The sequence below is a fragment of the Methylobacterium sp. XJLW genome (genome assembly GCF_003254375.1).
GTDB lineage: Bacteria > Pseudomonadota > Alphaproteobacteria > Rhizobiales > Beijerinckiaceae > Methylobacterium > Methylobacterium fujisawaense.
This window is the reverse complement of record NZ_CP016429.1, coordinates 4,505,729-4,520,751: the sequence shown is the minus strand read 5'-3', so window position 1 is coordinate 4,520,751 and position 15,023 is coordinate 4,505,729. Positions and strand designations below refer to the sequence as shown.

Below are 15,023 nucleotides of genomic sequence, written 5' to 3'. Positions count from 1 at the left end.
CCGGACCGGGGACGCTTGCACGGTGCCCGGCCGGAGGCGCCTGCCAAGCGCCCTGAACCGGGGTTGGTCTCCCTTAACATACGTTATGTAATACGAGATGTTCTGGCGCGGGAATGATCGAGATTGACCGTGCCAATAGCCTGATCGAGCTTAAGAAAATAGCTTTGACCAAATATTGTTCGTTATAAATAGATCGAGGAATCGAACCGTCGTTCTGACGCGGGGTTGGACAGGGTGAGAGGCTCGATGCTCCCACGGGGGTGCCGAGCCGACGGCCGATCGTGCGGTGGGCTTGAGCACGCCGTGCCTCTCGCGAGGGACAGATACCATGTACTATCACGACAAGCGTCTTCAGTATCCGGTCAAGGTCGACAGCCCCGACCCGATCTATGCCCGCATGCTCCAGCAGGCGATCGGCGGAATCGAAGGTGAGATCCGGGTCTGTATGCAGTACTTCTTCCAGGCCTGGGGCAATCGTGCTCCGACCACGAAGTACCGGGACATGCTGCTCGCCACCGCGACCGAGGAACTCGGCCATATCGAGATGCTCGCGACGGCGGTCGCGCTGAATCTTGAGAACGCGCCGACCAAGGTGCAGGAGGCCGGGGCGGCCGACGCGATCGTGGGGGCCATCATGGGCGGTGAGAACCCGCGCCACATCGCCGAGGGCATGCTGCACAAGACATTGCTGTCCACCGGCATGGCCGCCTTCCCGGGCAATTCCGACGGCCTGCCCTTCGACATGAGCCACGTCTACGCCAGCGGCAACATTGCGGCCGACATGTACTGCAACGTCGCCGCCGAGAGCACCGGCCGCGTCCTCGCAGTGCGGCTATACAACGCCACGACCGACGCCGGCATGCGGGACATGTGGAGCTTCCTCATCGCCCGCGACACCATGCACCAGCAGCAATGGCTGGCGGTGATCGAGGAACTCGGCGGCCACGCGGGCACCCTGCCGATCCCGAACTCCTTCCCGCAGGAGAAGGAGAACCAGAAGTTCAACTACGCCTTCTTCGGGACGTCGGCGGACGGTTCGCCGCCGCCGGCCGGCCGCTGGACGCAGGGCCCCTCCCTCGACGGCAAGGGCACGTTCAGCGTCGTCCAGAACCAGCCGATGGGCGAGGAGCCGGTGCTCGGCCCGGCGCGGCCCGACAGCGGCGCCGAGTCCCAGCAGATCGGCTGATCGACCGGACGCTCCGATCCGCGCGCCCTCCGGTCGAGGCGTTTTCCTCGGAGGGATCCGCGCCCTGCGGTCCATCGGTCGGGGCGCGGGGCGGACCACGCGGCACAGTCGGCGAGGGTCGCGGCCGGTCGGCACGGCCGCGACGAGATCCGGCGGATCCGGGCGGCGGCCGGGCCCCCCGAGGGGCACCTCCCGATCGTCGGCCCGCATGGCACCGAGGGGGGCACTGCGGGCTTGCGCGTGGTGGCGCGCGATCCGGGTCGGGCGTCGGCGGCCCGCGATGCCTGAGACCGGAGCGGCGTTCGGATCTGCGGTCCGGGCGTCTCCCGTTGGCCGGCGGTGGCTCAGTGCCGGGTCCGCGTCCCGACGGCCGTGTCCGGGCCGCTGCGCGCCGCGAAGCGGGCGAGCCGGCCGCGGCTCGGCTCCTCGAGGCCACCGGCATGCGCAAAGGTCGTCAGGGCGATGCCGACGAGAAAGCGGGCCTCAGCGGCCGTCACGGCGCGACCGCTCAAGGTGCTGGCCGCGCCTCGTACGGCGCTGACGGCTTCTTGGAAGGCGGGATCCATCTCGAGATCCGAGAGTCTGGTCATGGAGTCGATCCTTGTGTTCAACCCGCCGCGCCTGACCCCGTGTCGAAGACGACATGCGGAGCGGCGCGGTCTCGGACGGCGTCGCCACAGATTCGGCGCCGGGGCGTAGCGTTTTTCAGCGCGTCCAATGCCATCGAGACCCTCCTCGTTCCGGGGCGTTTCTCGTGTCCGCCGCGCCGACCGGCATGTTTCTGTCCATATATATTCGTATTGGCTGATCTATGTTGCGGCGAGTGTGACATATTCCGGGATTAATATCCGAAATCATGTTTTCATCCTGTTCAGGTGATCGGCTATCATGCTCGGAGTCTTGCTGGACGCTGATACAATCGACCCACCGGCGCCCCGGCTCCCCGACAGCGTGCAATCTCATCTCGGCCATCTGCTGGCGGCGACTTACGCGCAGGACGCCGTTGAGCCGACGATCGCGGAGCGCTTCGCCGAACTGCTGAGGTTGCTGGACGGTGCCTTCGGCGAGGCGCAAGACGGCCGTGAGAAGGAATTCCAGGCCTCGCTCCTGGGCATGGTGCCGAACCTGCAGCGCTTCGCGCGCTCGCTGCTGCGCAACCACGTCGGTGCCGACGACCTGTTGCAGAACACGCTTCTGCGGGCTTGGCGCTCGCGCGCCAGCTTCGTACCGGGCACCAACCTGGAAGCGTGGCTGTTCACGATCATGCGCAACGCGTTCTACAACGAGCACCGGAGGCACGGGCGCGAGGTGCAGGACGAGGATGGAGCGCAGGCGGAGCGGATGGTCTCGCTGCCCGAGCAGGGCGGCCATCTCGACCTGAGCGACGTCCAGGCGGCCCTCGGTCGTCTCACGCCGCCGATGCGGCAAGCGCTCGTGCTCGTGGCGATCGAGAACCTGACCTACGAGGAGACCGCCGCGATCATGCGGTGCCGGATCGGCACGGTGAAGAGCCGGGTCTGGCGGGCCCGGACGCAACTCGCGCAGATGCTGGGCTATACCGGCCTCGAGATCGGTAGCGACGACGTCATGCTGGCCGCCGCCGGCCCGAAAGGCTGGAAAACCGCCGCCGTCGCGTGACGGCGACACGGGATCGGGGTCGCAAGCGGCCCGTTCGGGGCGTAGGGTCGCCCCTCGATCCTGGGCTCAGGGAGCCACCGTTTCCCATGTCGCCGCGCGTCCTGATGTCCGGTGCTGTTGTGTTCGGTCTGGCTCTGGCGAGCGGAGCGCAGGCGACTCCAGGACCCGCGGTGCGGGCCTGGCTCTCGGACCTCGTCACGCGGATCGATGCCGCCGACCGCGCTCAGAGGGGATCGGGTACGGCTCGGGGCGGCGGAACCGTGCTGGTCCACGTCCAGATCGGTCCGGACGGGGCGGTGCAGAGCGCGGAGATCGAGCAGAGTTCGGGCTCGCCGAAACTCGATCAGCGCGCGCTCCGCGCCCTGCAGGGGATCAGCCCGACCTCCGCCCCGCCGCCCGCTCTCCTGAGCGGGGACGGGATCGTCGATCTCAGCATCCCGGTGGAACTCGGCCACTGAGCTCTGGCGGCCGGTGGCGGCGCCCGGAGAACGGGTTGCGCATCGCGGCTTCGTCTTCGATCGCCCCGCCGGCCTGTCTGCGCCACTGCGTCAACCTGGCGTCGACATCGCCACGATGATTGCAGCCCGCGGGCCGACGATCCGTTCGGTCAAGAATCTTCGCCGAAATCCGCCCCGAGATAGGCGCCGACAAGATACCCGGCCTGATGGGCGGTGAGATAGGCGAACAGCAATAGGATCTTCTCGGCGTCGAGATGCGTCCATACGAAGGCCCACAGGCCCAGCCACCCGATGCTGACCAGCATCGAGCTGGCTATCAGAACCGCTGCCCGATACCGCCAGCCCTCCCATACGCCCACCGCGAAGAGCAGGGCAGCAACCAGCAACGGGCCGTCTCCTTCCGCGCGAAAAGATAAACTTTTACGCGTTAAGTCTCTGTGGGTTCACAAACATTCAATGGGCTGACCGACCTTCGGGTGTGCGGTTTAATATTGTATGAACTCGGTCCGTCCTTCCGGTCGGCCGATCCTTGGCGATGCATCGGCCGGCTCCCAGAGCGCGGTCTCCTCGAGCCGACCGGTCGATGAGGCGCAGGCGGCAAGGTCCGCCTGCCTAGTCGCTCGGAAACGGAATCGGCACGGCAAACATTGATCGCATCGATATGCGGTATCGATTGCATCTGTTTGGATCATGTTGCTCTGCAACGTAAATACCCCCTCGAAGCCGGGCACGACCCGGACAACGAGAGGACTTCGCATCATGACCGTTCGCACCATCGTTCTCGCCGCCCTCGCCGCCGTTCCGATGATCGGCACCGCCCTGGCCGACGAGACCATCGCGCTGACTCCCCCGCTCTACCGTGAGCAGGCGCGTCCCACCGCCGCGGTTCGTCCGGCCTCGGAGCTGACCACGACGCCGCGTCTTGTCCCGGCGAGCCCGGCCTCGCGGCGGGTCGTCGCCACCGCGGTCTCGACCCGCTGAGGCGGGCGATGGCCGCGATCCGGCGCCACCGGGTCCATCCGGTGGCGCCGGCCGCGTCGCCGGATCGCCCGCGCCGCGCTTGGAAGACCGCCGCCGTGCCCGCGCACCCCGTCCTGCGTGCCGCAGGCGCCATCCTCCATCGCCGACCGGATTGCCGCGGAGGATTGGCCTCCGCTTGACGGGCCTGCCACCGTCCGCCCGTTCAGGCCGGGCAGGGCTTGCCGCCGGGCAGAACCACCTCGCTCTGTCCGTTGTAGATCTCGCCCCCGCGCACCGGCCAGACCTTTCTGGACCGGAAGGTCCACCGGGTCAGCTTCGAGAGCACCGGGAAGATCGGATTATAGATCATCGTCACCTCCGACACGACGAAGCGATCGCCGTTTCGGGTCATCCCCGGGGGCGGTGGGCCGAGGGAGGTGCCGGCCGCGTAGGCCTGCCCATTGGATTCGGCACTCGAGCAGACCTTGGTCGTCGCCGAGCTGCCGTCGCTGTAGGTGCCCGCGGCCGTCAGCACGATGCTCGCGCCGCTCACGTCGTAGGGGTTGGAGATCGCGCTGGTCGCGGCGAAGACCGGTTTCAGGTCGGCGTAGCTGCCGCGGGCGATCAGATCCGCCATCGTGGCCGACGCGTTGTCGAGCCGCTTCCCGATCATGAAGGCGCGGGGCAACTCGATTGACCCCATCAGGATCAGCAGCAGGATCGGCGCGATCACGCTGAACTCGATCGCGCTGACGCCGTCCCGGCTGCCGATCAGGCCGGTCAGGCCCGCGCGGGGACGGAGGCTCAGCACGGTTTGGGCTCGTAATCCTCGGCCCGGAAGATCTCGGTGGTGACGAGCAGCTGCGACTTGTCGGACATGATCCGCCCGGTGAAGTCCAGCATCTGGAAGAGGCGCATCACCGGCACGGCGACCCGGACCGTCACCGTATCGCCGCCCTGCGGGCATTCGAACCGGGTGCCGAAGCCCGTCGTCCACGTCTTCGTGGTCTTGTCGAACGGCTCCGCCGGCTGCGATGCCGAGAACGAAGCCGTCCGCGACACGTCGAGGCGCAGATCGGCGCAGGGGAACAGCGCCGACGGGCCGGCACAGACGAGCTTGCGCAAGCGCTGGCTTGGATCGCTGCCGTCGGCGCCGTCCTGAAAGGCGCCCGTGCGCAGCTGGCGCACGCTGCGGTCGACGGCGATATCGAGGGTCTGCTGCTCGATGGCGACGACGCCGGATTCCGCCACGACGCCCAGAAGTGCCAGGAACGGCGCCGCCAGGAGCGCGAACTCCACCGCCGAGGCGCCGCCGCGGTGGCCGCGCAGCCGTCGGATCCCTCCGTCGGTGCCAGCCCGGCCGCCCGGCTCGCGTGTGCGCCAGACAGTCGCGACGCGCCGCAAGATGCCCATCATGACAAACGAACTCTGCAGGTCCTGTGCCTGCTGCCGTCCCAGCTCAACGGCCGGACGAAGCTAGATGTAAGATCGGCTCGTTTAGAAAACGTTCAAACATGAGTAGAATTTGCCACCTTATCGAGGTTCGGCGGCGACGAGTCTGTGGAGGACTGTCTTTTCGCGCTTTAGTTGTATATAATTCGATTATACACTCTTCTGCTTGTATCGCGGCCCTGTGTTCCGGGGCGAGCGGTCTTCGATCTGCAAGGGGTCCGACGATTTTCACAGCCAAGCGTGGCCGGACGGGCGGCGCTGGCATTTTGGCGTTCCAACGCGACGGATTCTTAGGAGCTCGGCGCTAGCCAGGTCGGGTCGGCGGTTGGTGCCGTCGCGATGGCCGCACCGATCCCGCCCGGGGAGAACTGCCCATTTTACCCTTCTGGAGAGCGCTCCGCATCGGCTCGCGCGCCCTGGCGGACCGGTCCGGCTCGGTGGCCCTGACCTTCGGTCTGAGCGCCGTGGTGCTGCTCGGCCTGACCGGCGGCGGCATCGACTATGCCCGCCTCGCCTCCCGGCGCAGCCAGCTCCAGAACGCGGCCGATGCCGGCGTTCTGGCGGCGGGCAATTACCTCAAGCTGGCTGTCGCGACCTCGGCGGCGGCCAAGAGTATCGTGGTCGACACGATCCAGGCCCAGGCGGCGCCCCGCACCGAGAGCCCGTATGCGCTCCAGGTCGACGTGGCGGACGACAGGACCAGCGTCGCCGTGACGGTCGACGAGACCGTCAAGCTCGCCTTCGGCGGCTTCGTCGGCGTGCCGATGGTCAAGGTCGCGGTGCGCTCGAAGGCGCGCGTCGTCGGCAAGATGCGCCTGTGCCTGCTCACGCTGGATCCGCTCGCCGACGGGGCCTTCGAACTGGAGAAGAGCGCCGAGGTCACGGCCCAGGACTGTTCGCTCTACAGCAACTCGCTGAGCCCTCGCGGCATGGTCGGCAAGGACAACGCCTATGCCCGGGCGCAGACCATCTGCACCGCGGGCGGCTTCGACGGCGCCCGCGCGAATTTTGCCCCGCCGCCGCAGACGAGCTGTCCGCCCATCCAGGATCCCCTGAAGGATCGGGCGCCACCGCCGATCGGCGCCTGCACGGCGATCCCGGCCTCGGCCAACAGCAAGCGCGACACCAGCGGCAATCTCGTCGATCAGAGCGTGACCCTCGATCCGGGCACCTATTGCGGCGGCCTGCACATCACCAAGAGCGCCTCCGTCGCGTTGCGCGCCGGCACCTATGTGATGAAGGACGGGCCGCTCATCGTCGACAAGGATGCCGCCATGACCGGCATCGACGTCGCCTTCTACTTCACCGGCAACAAGGGCGGCCTCGTCTTCGACAAGAAGACCACGGTCAGTCTGTCGGCGCCCACCACAGGTCCCATGGCCGGCCTGCTGATGATGGAGGAGCGGGTGGTCAGCGATCCGGTCGACCCCACCCAGGCCGTTCTCGGGGATCTGTTGAGCCCGATCGCGCCGACGCCGCCGCCGCTGGCCGCGACCAAGCCGATGCGGACTTACCGGATCATCAGCGACAATGCGCGGACCATGTTGGGCACGCTCTACCTGCCGGCGGGCCGCGTGGTGATCGACGCGAGCAAACCCGTTGCCGACCAATCGGCCTACACGGTGATCGTGGCCCAGCAGGTCAATCTCTACGAGGGGCCGAATCTCTATCTGAACGCGAATTACGACGCGACGAGCGTGCCGGTGCCCAAGGGGGTCGGCCCCCTCTCGGGCAAGCTGCTGCTCTCGCAATAGCGGAGGCCACGATGCCGATCCTCCGCTGCCGGCCATTCGTCTGGGAGTGACGCGGTGCTCGCGCTGATCATCGACGATTCCGAGATGAACAACCTGCTGGTCATGCAGGCGCTCAAGCCCGTGGCCGGCTGCGAGCCGGTCGCCTTCACCTGCCCCAGGGCGGCGCTCGACTTCCTGCGGGCGCATGTCGACAGGATCGGGGTCGTCGTCACCGACTACGACATGCCCGGCCTGACCGGCCTCGACGTCATCGCGGCGGCGCGGGCGGTCCCGGGCTTCGCGCACGTGCCGATCGTCATGGTGACGAGTCTCGACCAGCGCAGCCTGCGCCATCAGGCCCTGCGCGCCGGCGCGACGGATTTCCTCGGCAAGCCCTGCGATCCCGTCGAGATCCAGGCGCGCATCACCAACCTGATGACGATCAGCGCGGCCCACCGGCAGGAGCAGGACCGGGCCGCGGTGCTCGCCCGCGAGGTCGCGGCGGCGGTCGCGGTCATCGAGGCGCGGGAGCGCGAGATCATCGCCCTGCTGATGCGCGCCGCCGAGCACCGGGACACCGATACCGGCGATCACATCGCCCGGGTGGCCGGCTACGTGGGCATCATCGCCGCCAATCTCGGCTTTGATCCGGCGGAGATCCGGATCCTGAAGCTCGCCTCCACCATGCACGATGTCGGCAAGATCGGCGTTCCCGACGCGATCCTGCTCAAGCCGGGGCCGCTCACGGTCGAGGAGCGCGCCGAGATGGAGAAGCACGCCGAGCGCGGCCGGCGCATCCTGGAGGGCAGCACCTCCGACGTCGTGCGCCTCGCCGCCGAGATCGCCGAGAGCCACCACGAGCGCTGGGACGGAACCGGCTATCCCAAGCGCCTGCGCGGCGAGGCGATCCCGATCTCCGGTCGCATCGTGGCGGTGGCGGACGTGTTCGACGCCCTGGTGACCGAGCGGCCCTACAAGGCGGCCTGGCCCCTCGAGCGCGCACGGGCCTTCCTGGCGGACCAGGCAGGCCGCCACTTCGATCCGCGCTGCGTGGAGGCCTTCCTGGCGGGCTGGGAGATGGTGACGCGGACCTGCATCCGCGCCGCCGCCTGATCCCGCCTCTTCCGCCGCCCCCGTCCCGCGACCGGGCCCTCCGGGCCGCCTGAAGGAGAAGAGCGTGCATCTCGCGTGGCTCAGGCCGAGACGTTCCCTGGCCGGCCGGCTGGCGCTGGCGGTGACCGGCGCCGTCACGGCGGCCCTCGTCCTGGCGGCGGCCCTGTCGGTCTGGCGCGAGGTCGACCGCTACGCCGCCGACAAGCAAGCGGCGCTGGAGGCCGTCGCCCAGGTCTTCGCCCACGGGGGCGCCCGGGCCACGGCCGCCAACGACGAGGCCGCGGCCGCCGCCTCCCTCCGGGCGATCGGCAACGTGCCGTCCATCGTCTACGGGGCGATCGAGCGACCGGACGGGTCCGTCCTCGCCGAGCAGGGGATCGGCCTGCGGCTGACGCAGGACGCAGCCCTGGACGGGGCGGATCTCTCGCTCCTTCATCTGTTCGCCACCCAGAGTCTCCGGGCGACCGCGCCGATCCTCGAGAACGGGCGCCCCGTCGGTCGGGTCGTCCTGATCGGCGAGACCGACGACATCCGCGACCACGTCTGGGCCGCCGGCCAGAACGCCGCCCTGGCGGCCCTGCTGGCCGTCGCGATCGGGATCGGCGTGTCGTTCTACCTGCAGCGCAGCGTCACGCGGCCCCTGGGGGCCCTCACCCGGACCATGGAGGCGGTCCGCCTGCGCCACGATTACACGCAGCGCGCCCCCGTGGAGAGCGACGACGAGGTCGGCGCGCTGGCGCGCACCCTCAATGACCTGCTCTCCGCGGTCAACGAGCGCGACCACCGCCTCGCCGCCCACAGCGCCCACCTGGAGGCGGAGGTCCAGGCCCGGACAGCCGATCTGAGGGAGGCCAAGCAGGCCGCCGACGCCGCCAACGCCGCCAAGTCGACCTTCCTGGCCACGATGAGCCACGAGATCCGGACGCCGATGAACGGCGTCCTGGTCATGGCCGAACTGCTGGCGAGTGCCGACCTGCCGGTGCGCCAGCGCCGCTACGCCGAAGTCATCGCCCGGTCCGGCCGGTCGCTCCTGGCGATCATCAACGACATCCTCGACTTCGCGAAGGTCGAGGCGGGCAAGCTCGATCTCGAACACGTGCCGGTGTGCCCCGCCGAGATCGCCGATACCGTGGTGACGCTCTTCGCCGAGCGGGCCCGCGCGGCCGGGCTCGACCTCGCGGCCGACATCGCGCCGGAGGTGCCGCAGGCGATCCTCGGCGACCCGGTCCGCCTGGGTCAGGTGGTGAGCAATTTCGTGTCGAACGCGCTGAAGTTCACCGAGGCCGGGCACGTCTCCGTCCGGATGGCGCTCGATGCCGGGGACGGATGCCTCGTCATTGCCGTCGCCGATACCGGGATCGGCATCCCCCAGGACAAGCTGGCCACGATCTTCTCGGCCTTCTCGCAGGCCGATCAATCCACGACCCGCCGTTTCGGCGGGACCGGCCTCGGGCTCTCGATCGCCCAGCAGATCATCGCCGCGATGGGCGGCACCGTGGCGGTGGAGAGCCGCGTCGGCGCGGGCTCGACCTTCTCGGCGCGCATTCCCGTGACCGTCGCCGAACCCGCCCGGCCGATCCTGCGCCACGGCACGGTGCCGGCCGCGATCGTGCTGGACACCGCCGGTCCCGCGACCCGGGTTGCCCTCGCCGCCAGCCTGAGCGCGGCCGGCTTCGCGCCGGTCGCGGCGGACCGTGGCGCCGCCCCCGCCCACTGGGTCCTCGACGCGGCCGCCCTCGTGGCGGCGGGTCGCCGGCCGGATCGGGCCGGGCGCGTGCTCGTCCTGGTGGGGGCGGGCGACAATGCGGCCGATCAGGCTCTCCGGTCCGGCCTCGCCGACGCGGTGCTGCGCTGGCCCGTGATCCAGGCGGAGTGGCGGCCCCTCCTGGCGGCGCTGGCCGCGGGCGATCCCTTCACCGCGTCCGCGGCGGTCGCCGTCGCGACCGATCTGATGCCGCAGTTCTCGGGCGCGCGGGTGCTCGTCGCCGACGACAGCGCGGTCAACCGCGAGGTCGCCCTTGAGGCCCTGGCCCGTTGCGGCGTGACCGATGTCGTGACCGTCGAGGACGGGGCCGCGGCCGTGGCGGCGGCCGGGGCGCAGCGTTTCGATCTGATCCTGATGGACGGCAGCATGCCGGTCCTGGATGGCTTCGCGGCCGCCCGGACGATCCGGCAGCGCGAGGCGGCCACGGACCGGCGCACCCCGATCGTCGCGCTCACGGCCCACGTCCTCGGCGAGGCTGCGGAAGCCGCAGAGGCCGCCGGCATGAACGGAACGCTCCTGAAGCCCTTCACCCTGCGGCAGCTCGCCGATCTCCTGCAGGCGCATGTCCCGTCCCTCCGGGACGCGGCACGGGAGGCTGCGGCGGGATCGGAAGAGGCCCGGGCCGCCTTGCCGACCGGAGCATCACCCGGAGCAGCACCCCAAGCATCGCCAGACGGCGATCTGCTCGACGCCGAGGTGCTGGACGGGCTCCTCGGCCTCGGAGACGGTGCCTTCCTGGACCGCGTCCTCGATCTGTACCGGGCGCAAGGCCCTGTCGCGCTCGCCACCCTCCGATCGGCCCTCGCCGTCTCGGATCAGCCTGCCATCGCCAGGGCGGCCCACAGCCTCAAGTCGATGAGTGCGAATATCGGCGCCCGCGCCCTCGTCGCGCGGTTGCGCGCCATCGAGGATGCCGCCCGGAACGCAGCCTGCGCCGAGCCGCAAGAGGCCTGCGACGGGCTGGAGACCCTTCTCGCCGTGACGATCCGCGACCTTGAGGGGCGGACGCGCGCCCAGGCGGTGGCCGCCTGAGATCGACACCGGATCGGCGATATCCTGCGCCGATGGGCCGGAGCAGCGGGGCCCGCTCCGCCCGGGACATCCGCCCCTCAGTCGATCCGCGCATCCGCCGGCCCGTTGGAGCCGGCGCTTGGGGGATGTCACGGTCGCCCGCCGCCGCGCGCCCGCGGGGCAGTGGCGCCAATGCCCCTGAGGAATGCCTCGTGATTTCGCAGACCTGCCCTGCGTTCCCGGGGCTGGTATGCCAGATACGAGCCTCGTAAAGCTGCGCTTCCTCCCAAGCACTCCCTCAGCCCGCCCGGTTCGCCGCGGCGGGCCTTTTCGTCGGTGCGACGCGGGATACCGCCGCCGGCTGCACGGCAGGTTCCGGTGCGATCGGCTCGTCCACCGTCACGGACGAGAACCGATCCGGGCCCCCGTCAGCTCGTGATCATCCGGCGGGTGAACATCGCGGCCGCGAACAGCACGGCGGCGCCGGCCGTGACGAGGCTCGTCATCAGGATCCGTCTCGGCTCCGTGGAAGAGCCGGCCTTGACGGGTTCGACGATCGGCACGAGGGCCACGACCTGTTGCTGGGCCACGATCCGGGCCCGGTCATAGGCCAGTTGCACGTCGCGGTGGTATTTCTCGGCGTTCTCGCGCTCGTGCTCGAGGTCTTCGAACCGCGTGAGCGCGTCCGAGAGGCGCCGCTTCTCCGTCGGTGCTGTGCCGGCCAGCTGCTGCCGAACCTTGGCGATGTTGGCATCGAGATCGGCAATCTGCTGCTTCAGGTCGATGATGCTGCGGGATTGCGGGCCGAGATCCCGCTGGAGCACGGCGAGCTGGATGGCGAGCTTGGTGCGCGAGTCCCGCAGCTCCGACATCGCCTTGATGGTGGCGGTATTCGACTTGACGACGTCGAGCACGCCCTCGCGGTTGCGCAGATCGTTCAATGCGGCGTTGGCCTGCGCCTCCCGCTCCTCGGCGAGCTTCAGGACACGCGCGCTGACGTCCAGCGCGTCCTGGCGGGACCTCATGCTCAGGTCGTTCAACATCCGCTCGGTATCCGCCATCACGGCCTTCGTGATGGCAAGCGACTCGTCGGGGTCGAAGGCCTCGACTGTCAGCGACATGATGCCGGACGCCGATTCGACGTCGACGTCGACGCGGCGCTTCCAGTACTTCAGGAACTTCTCGACCGGCTTTTCCGGGCTGAACCGCGAGAACATGTCGATGCTGTCGCGACCGAACCAGTCGCGGATCGGAAGCTCCGCCGCGACGGCTTCGACCAGCGGCCGGCTGTGGATGTATTCCTGTGCGATGAGCGTTTCCTGGGCGACCGTCGCCTTGATCACGCCGGCATTCGTGCCGACCGTGTCCGGCGTCGCCTTGTCGGCCGTCCCGACGGTCGGCCGGATCGCGAACTGTGCCTCGGTCACGAAGCGGTCGGAGGCGATCAGGCCGTAGAAGATCGCGCCGCCCAGGGTCGGCAGGACGAAGCAGACGACGAAGAGGAGCGGTAGCCAGGGATCGCTTTTGACGTGACTCTGGTACGAGCGCACGCCCTTCTTGGTGTCGGGAAGGCCCGGCAGGCGTGCGAACTGCCGCAGCGAGTGCGCGATCACCTTGTTCCGGTCGATGCCTTTCGAAGGCCTGCCCCCCGCCTTCTCGACCTGCGTGTTCATCGTTGCTTCTCGAAACTCGGGCTGCCGCGGGCGCGATCGGCCCGCGAGGCTGTGATGCCGCTCGCGCAGCCCGTCGCACAGCGAGGCGGCGAAAGCATGTCAGCCGAAAGACACCGGAACGAGAACCCGACAGAGGGGCCGGTCCCGAACGCCGTGCCGCCATCGGCGGCGTGCGGCAACCGACGATGGACCGCACATCCGACCGCCGGTGCGGTTCGGAACCCCGAGACGTCCTCCGAGGGAGCGTTCGATCTACCGCCTGTATTCCGGCGAGAGATGATCGAGCGGGTTGGTGCGTGCGTCCTTGTTCCGGCCGGATACGGTCCCGGTATTTCCCCCGCGCATGACGTCCGTCGATGAAGAGAGGGCGCTCGGGGGTGAGACAGGGCCGCTCGGTCGATCGGCAGGGGAAGGGCTGCCCGGCGTGGTGCTGACCCCGGGGGGAGCGTGGCCGGCGTCGGCTGATCGATCCGGCTCGCCGCCGATTGGGCGAGCACCGGTCCAGAGAGCGCGATCAGCGCGCAGGCCCCCATGGCCGCGCGGCGCACGGCAGTCCGTGCGGAGCCGACAGGGAGAGCGTGCATCAGGATCATCAATCCAGTCATCCTCGAAAGCCGGTCGCTCCGCGTCCGGTAAGCCAATGGATCAGTGCATCGGCAGTTCCGAACCGGCGATGACCGGTGCCGCGCCGAGGCTTCTCCGGCGCGTCGCCTCGGCGGCACCCTGCGCGCATGAGGCGAACGGCGGTCGAGACGGCCGAGCCCGCTTGGGCATCAGCGCAGGGTCAGGGCCTCCACGGCGGCCTTCTCGGACGGGACCAGCAGGGCGAAGCCCGCATGCTCCGTGACCAGGATCGAGGCGCGCGCGGCTGCGGCGGAGAAGCACTCCGGTGACATGCTTCGCAGGGCCGCCAGGCCCTTCTGCAGCCGCACGCCGACCTGCACGATCCCGCCGCCCTCACGGGCCAGCGGATGGAAGAAATCCGCAATCAGGTCATCGGTCGACAGGGCCGGGACCCGGATGCGCGGATGCTCGGGTTCGCGCGGCGGCCGGTCCGGGTCCGGTATCCACTCCGAGAGCACGCGCAAACCTGCACCGATCACCGCGATCGCGGTCCCGTAATCGGCGGCCGTCGGCGGAAGCGCCTTCGATCCGATCTCCGCGAGGACGGACAGGCCGAAGCGCGGATCCTGTTCCCAGGCACGATCGTCGGCGATCAGGAAGGCCCGGCGGACGGCCGCCAGGGCGGCGGCCTCCATCTCCGGGTCGACGAAGGCGAGGGGCGTGGCGGCGTGGACGAAGGCGCCGGGGAGCACGGCCACGTCCAGCATCGCGTCGCGGCCACCGAGGGCCCGCGTCAGCACCGCCAGGTCGACATGCTGGATGTAGCCGATCCGATCCGCGAGGACCGGCCGCGCGTGGCGGTGCGCCGGATCCGGGGGGATGCCACCGAGATGCGGTTGGTCGCGCCGGCAGCGCAGCGCCTGGGCCGCCGCCTGCTCGACCAGCCGGATCGTCTCGCCGACCCGGCCGAAGCGCGTGAGCTGCTGCATCCAACGCAGGAGGGTGACGACGATCAGGCCGATGACCACCACCGTCGCGCCCAGCATGACGAGGCGCCCGCCCGGCCCGTAGAGGCGGGTCGACAAGGCCACGATCCCCACAACCGAGAACAGGAACGCCCCGAGGAAGGTGGCGAGCGCGTCGTGTGCCCGCCGGTCCTCGCTCCAGAGGATCGTGGCGCGCGGCGTCACGCCCGACGAGGCGGCCCCCAGGGCGTTCACCAGCACGGTCAGCGAGAAGGTCGTCACCGTCAGCATCGAGGAGGCCAGGATGCTCAGGACGTTGCCGACGGCGTCGGCACCGACGCTGAGGGCGAAGTTCTCCTCGACGTGAAACTGGAAGCGCCACGCCACCAGGGCCGCCAGGACGCCCCCGACGCAGTAGAGCGCGGCGCGGACCCAGGCCTGGCGGAGGGTTCGGGACAGGATCAGCCGCCAGCGCGGCATGACGGTCTTCATGCGCGCTTCGGCC

The 15,023-nt window shown here is 69.5% G+C and carries 13 protein-coding genes; 7 read left to right on the top strand and 6 right to left on the bottom strand.

The annotated features are described in order from the left end of the window. Positions 1-328: 328 nt before the first annotated feature. Positions 329-1,186, top strand: coding sequence for a manganese catalase family protein (locus tag A3862_RS20960; protein ID WP_043353032.1), 858 nt, complete (start codon positions 329-331; stop codon positions 1,184-1,186). A gap of 344 nt (positions 1,187-1,530) precedes the next feature. Here A3862_RS20960 and A3862_RS20955 read toward each other — a convergent pair whose 3' ends face one another. Then, entirely contained in the window at positions 1,531-1,776 is a 246-nt protein-coding gene (locus tag A3862_RS20955) for a hypothetical protein (protein ID WP_043353031.1), read from the bottom strand. A gap of 298 nt (positions 1,777-2,074) precedes the next feature. Here A3862_RS20955 and A3862_RS20950 point away from each other — a divergent pair, with 298 nt between their 5' ends. Beyond that, a complete protein-coding gene (locus A3862_RS20950; RefSeq protein WP_051044873.1) occupies positions 2,075-2,824 on the top strand; it encodes a sigma-70 family RNA polymerase sigma factor in 750 nt (249 codons plus the stop codon). A gap of 86 nt (positions 2,825-2,910) precedes the next feature. Next, positions 2,911-3,282, top strand: a complete 372-nt coding sequence (locus A3862_RS20945; RefSeq protein WP_043353029.1) for an energy transducer TonB family protein — start codon at positions 2,911-2,913, stop codon at positions 3,280-3,282. 149 nt (positions 3,283-3,431) lie between these two features. Here A3862_RS20945 and A3862_RS20940 read toward each other — a convergent pair whose 3' ends face one another. Continuing rightward, positions 3,432-3,668 (bottom strand): hypothetical protein, encoded by a 237-nt coding sequence (locus tag A3862_RS20940; RefSeq protein WP_043353028.1) that lies wholly within the window; start codon positions 3,666-3,668, stop codon positions 3,432-3,434. A gap of 373 nt (positions 3,669-4,041) precedes the next feature. Between A3862_RS20940 and A3862_RS20935 the strand changes: the two genes are divergently transcribed. Next, complete coding sequence (locus A3862_RS20935) at positions 4,042-4,263, top strand: hypothetical protein (RefSeq protein WP_078946968.1); 222 nt, start codon at positions 4,042-4,044, stop codon at positions 4,261-4,263. A gap of 202 nt (positions 4,264-4,465) precedes the next feature. Here the strand turns inward: A3862_RS20935 and A3862_RS20930 are convergent, their stop codons facing one another. Next, on the bottom strand, positions 4,466-5,053 hold the full coding sequence (locus tag A3862_RS20930; protein WP_043353026.1) for a TadE/TadG family type IV pilus assembly protein: 588 nt from the start codon (positions 5,051-5,053) through the stop codon (positions 4,466-4,468). Continuing rightward, positions 5,047-5,658, bottom strand: a complete 612-nt coding sequence (locus A3862_RS20925) for a TadE/TadG family type IV pilus assembly protein (RefSeq protein ID WP_051044870.1) — start codon at positions 5,656-5,658, stop codon at positions 5,047-5,049. The genes A3862_RS20930 and A3862_RS20925 overlap by 7 nt, the downstream gene beginning before the upstream one ends. A 479-nt stretch (positions 5,659-6,137) precedes the next feature. Between A3862_RS20925 and A3862_RS20920 the strand changes: the two genes are divergently transcribed. From A3862_RS20920 to A3862_RS20910, 3 genes are all read left to right on the top strand, one after another. Continuing rightward, entirely contained in the window at positions 6,138-7,448 is a 1,311-nt protein-coding gene (locus A3862_RS20920; RefSeq protein WP_053608540.1) for a TadE/TadG family type IV pilus assembly protein, read from the top strand. Positions 7,449-7,502: 54 nt separating this feature from the next. Then, complete coding sequence (locus A3862_RS20915) at positions 7,503-8,540, top strand: HD-GYP domain-containing protein (RefSeq protein ID WP_043381861.1); 1,038 nt, start codon at positions 7,503-7,505, stop codon at positions 8,538-8,540. Between the two features lie 64 nt (positions 8,541-8,604). Further along, positions 8,605-11,337, top strand: a complete 2,733-nt coding sequence (locus tag A3862_RS20910; protein WP_111473957.1) for an ATP-binding protein — start codon at positions 8,605-8,607, stop codon at positions 11,335-11,337. A gap of 407 nt (positions 11,338-11,744) precedes the next feature. On the opposite strand, the gene A3862_RS20905 is transcribed toward A3862_RS20910, so the two are convergent. Together A3862_RS20905 and A3862_RS20895 are read right to left on the bottom strand one after the other, a co-directional pair. Further along, entirely contained in the window at positions 11,745-12,989 is a 1,245-nt protein-coding gene (locus A3862_RS20905; protein WP_043381856.1) for a capsule biosynthesis protein, read from the bottom strand. A gap of 773 nt (positions 12,990-13,762) precedes the next feature. Beyond that, positions 13,763-15,010, bottom strand: a complete 1,248-nt coding sequence (locus A3862_RS20895; RefSeq protein WP_111473956.1) for a DUF2254 domain-containing protein — start codon at positions 15,008-15,010, stop codon at positions 13,763-13,765. Positions 15,011-15,023 lie beyond the last annotated feature (13 nt).

Excerpts from the sequence above, each read along its gene's own strand:
- A3862_RS20955 (WP_043353031.1), bottom strand. The coding sequence starts at position 1,776 with ATGACCAGACTCTCGGATCTCGAGATGGATCCCGCCTTCCAAGAAGCC.
- A3862_RS20935 (WP_078946968.1), top strand. The coding sequence starts at position 4,042 with ATGACCGTTCGCACCATCGTTCTCGCCGCCCTCGCCGCCGTTCCGATG.
- A3862_RS20895 (WP_111473956.1), bottom strand. The coding sequence starts at position 15,010 with ATGAAGACCGTCATGCCGCGCTGGCGGCTGATCCTGTCCCGAACCCTC.
- A3862_RS20960 (WP_043353032.1), top strand. The coding sequence starts at position 329 with ATGTACTATCACGACAAGCGTCTTCAGTATCCGGTCAAGGTCGACAGC.
- A3862_RS20950 (WP_051044873.1), top strand. The coding sequence starts at position 2,075 with ATGCTCGGAGTCTTGCTGGACGCTGATACAATCGACCCACCGGCGCCC.
- A3862_RS20905 (WP_043381856.1), bottom strand. The coding sequence starts at position 12,989 with ATGAACACGCAGGTCGAGAAGGCGGGGGGCAGGCCTTCGAAAGGCATC.
- A3862_RS20945 (WP_043353029.1), top strand. The coding sequence starts at position 2,911 with ATGTCGCCGCGCGTCCTGATGTCCGGTGCTGTTGTGTTCGGTCTGGCT.
- A3862_RS20925 (WP_051044870.1), bottom strand. The coding sequence starts at position 5,658 with ATGATGGGCATCTTGCGGCGCGTCGCGACTGTCTGGCGCACACGCGAG.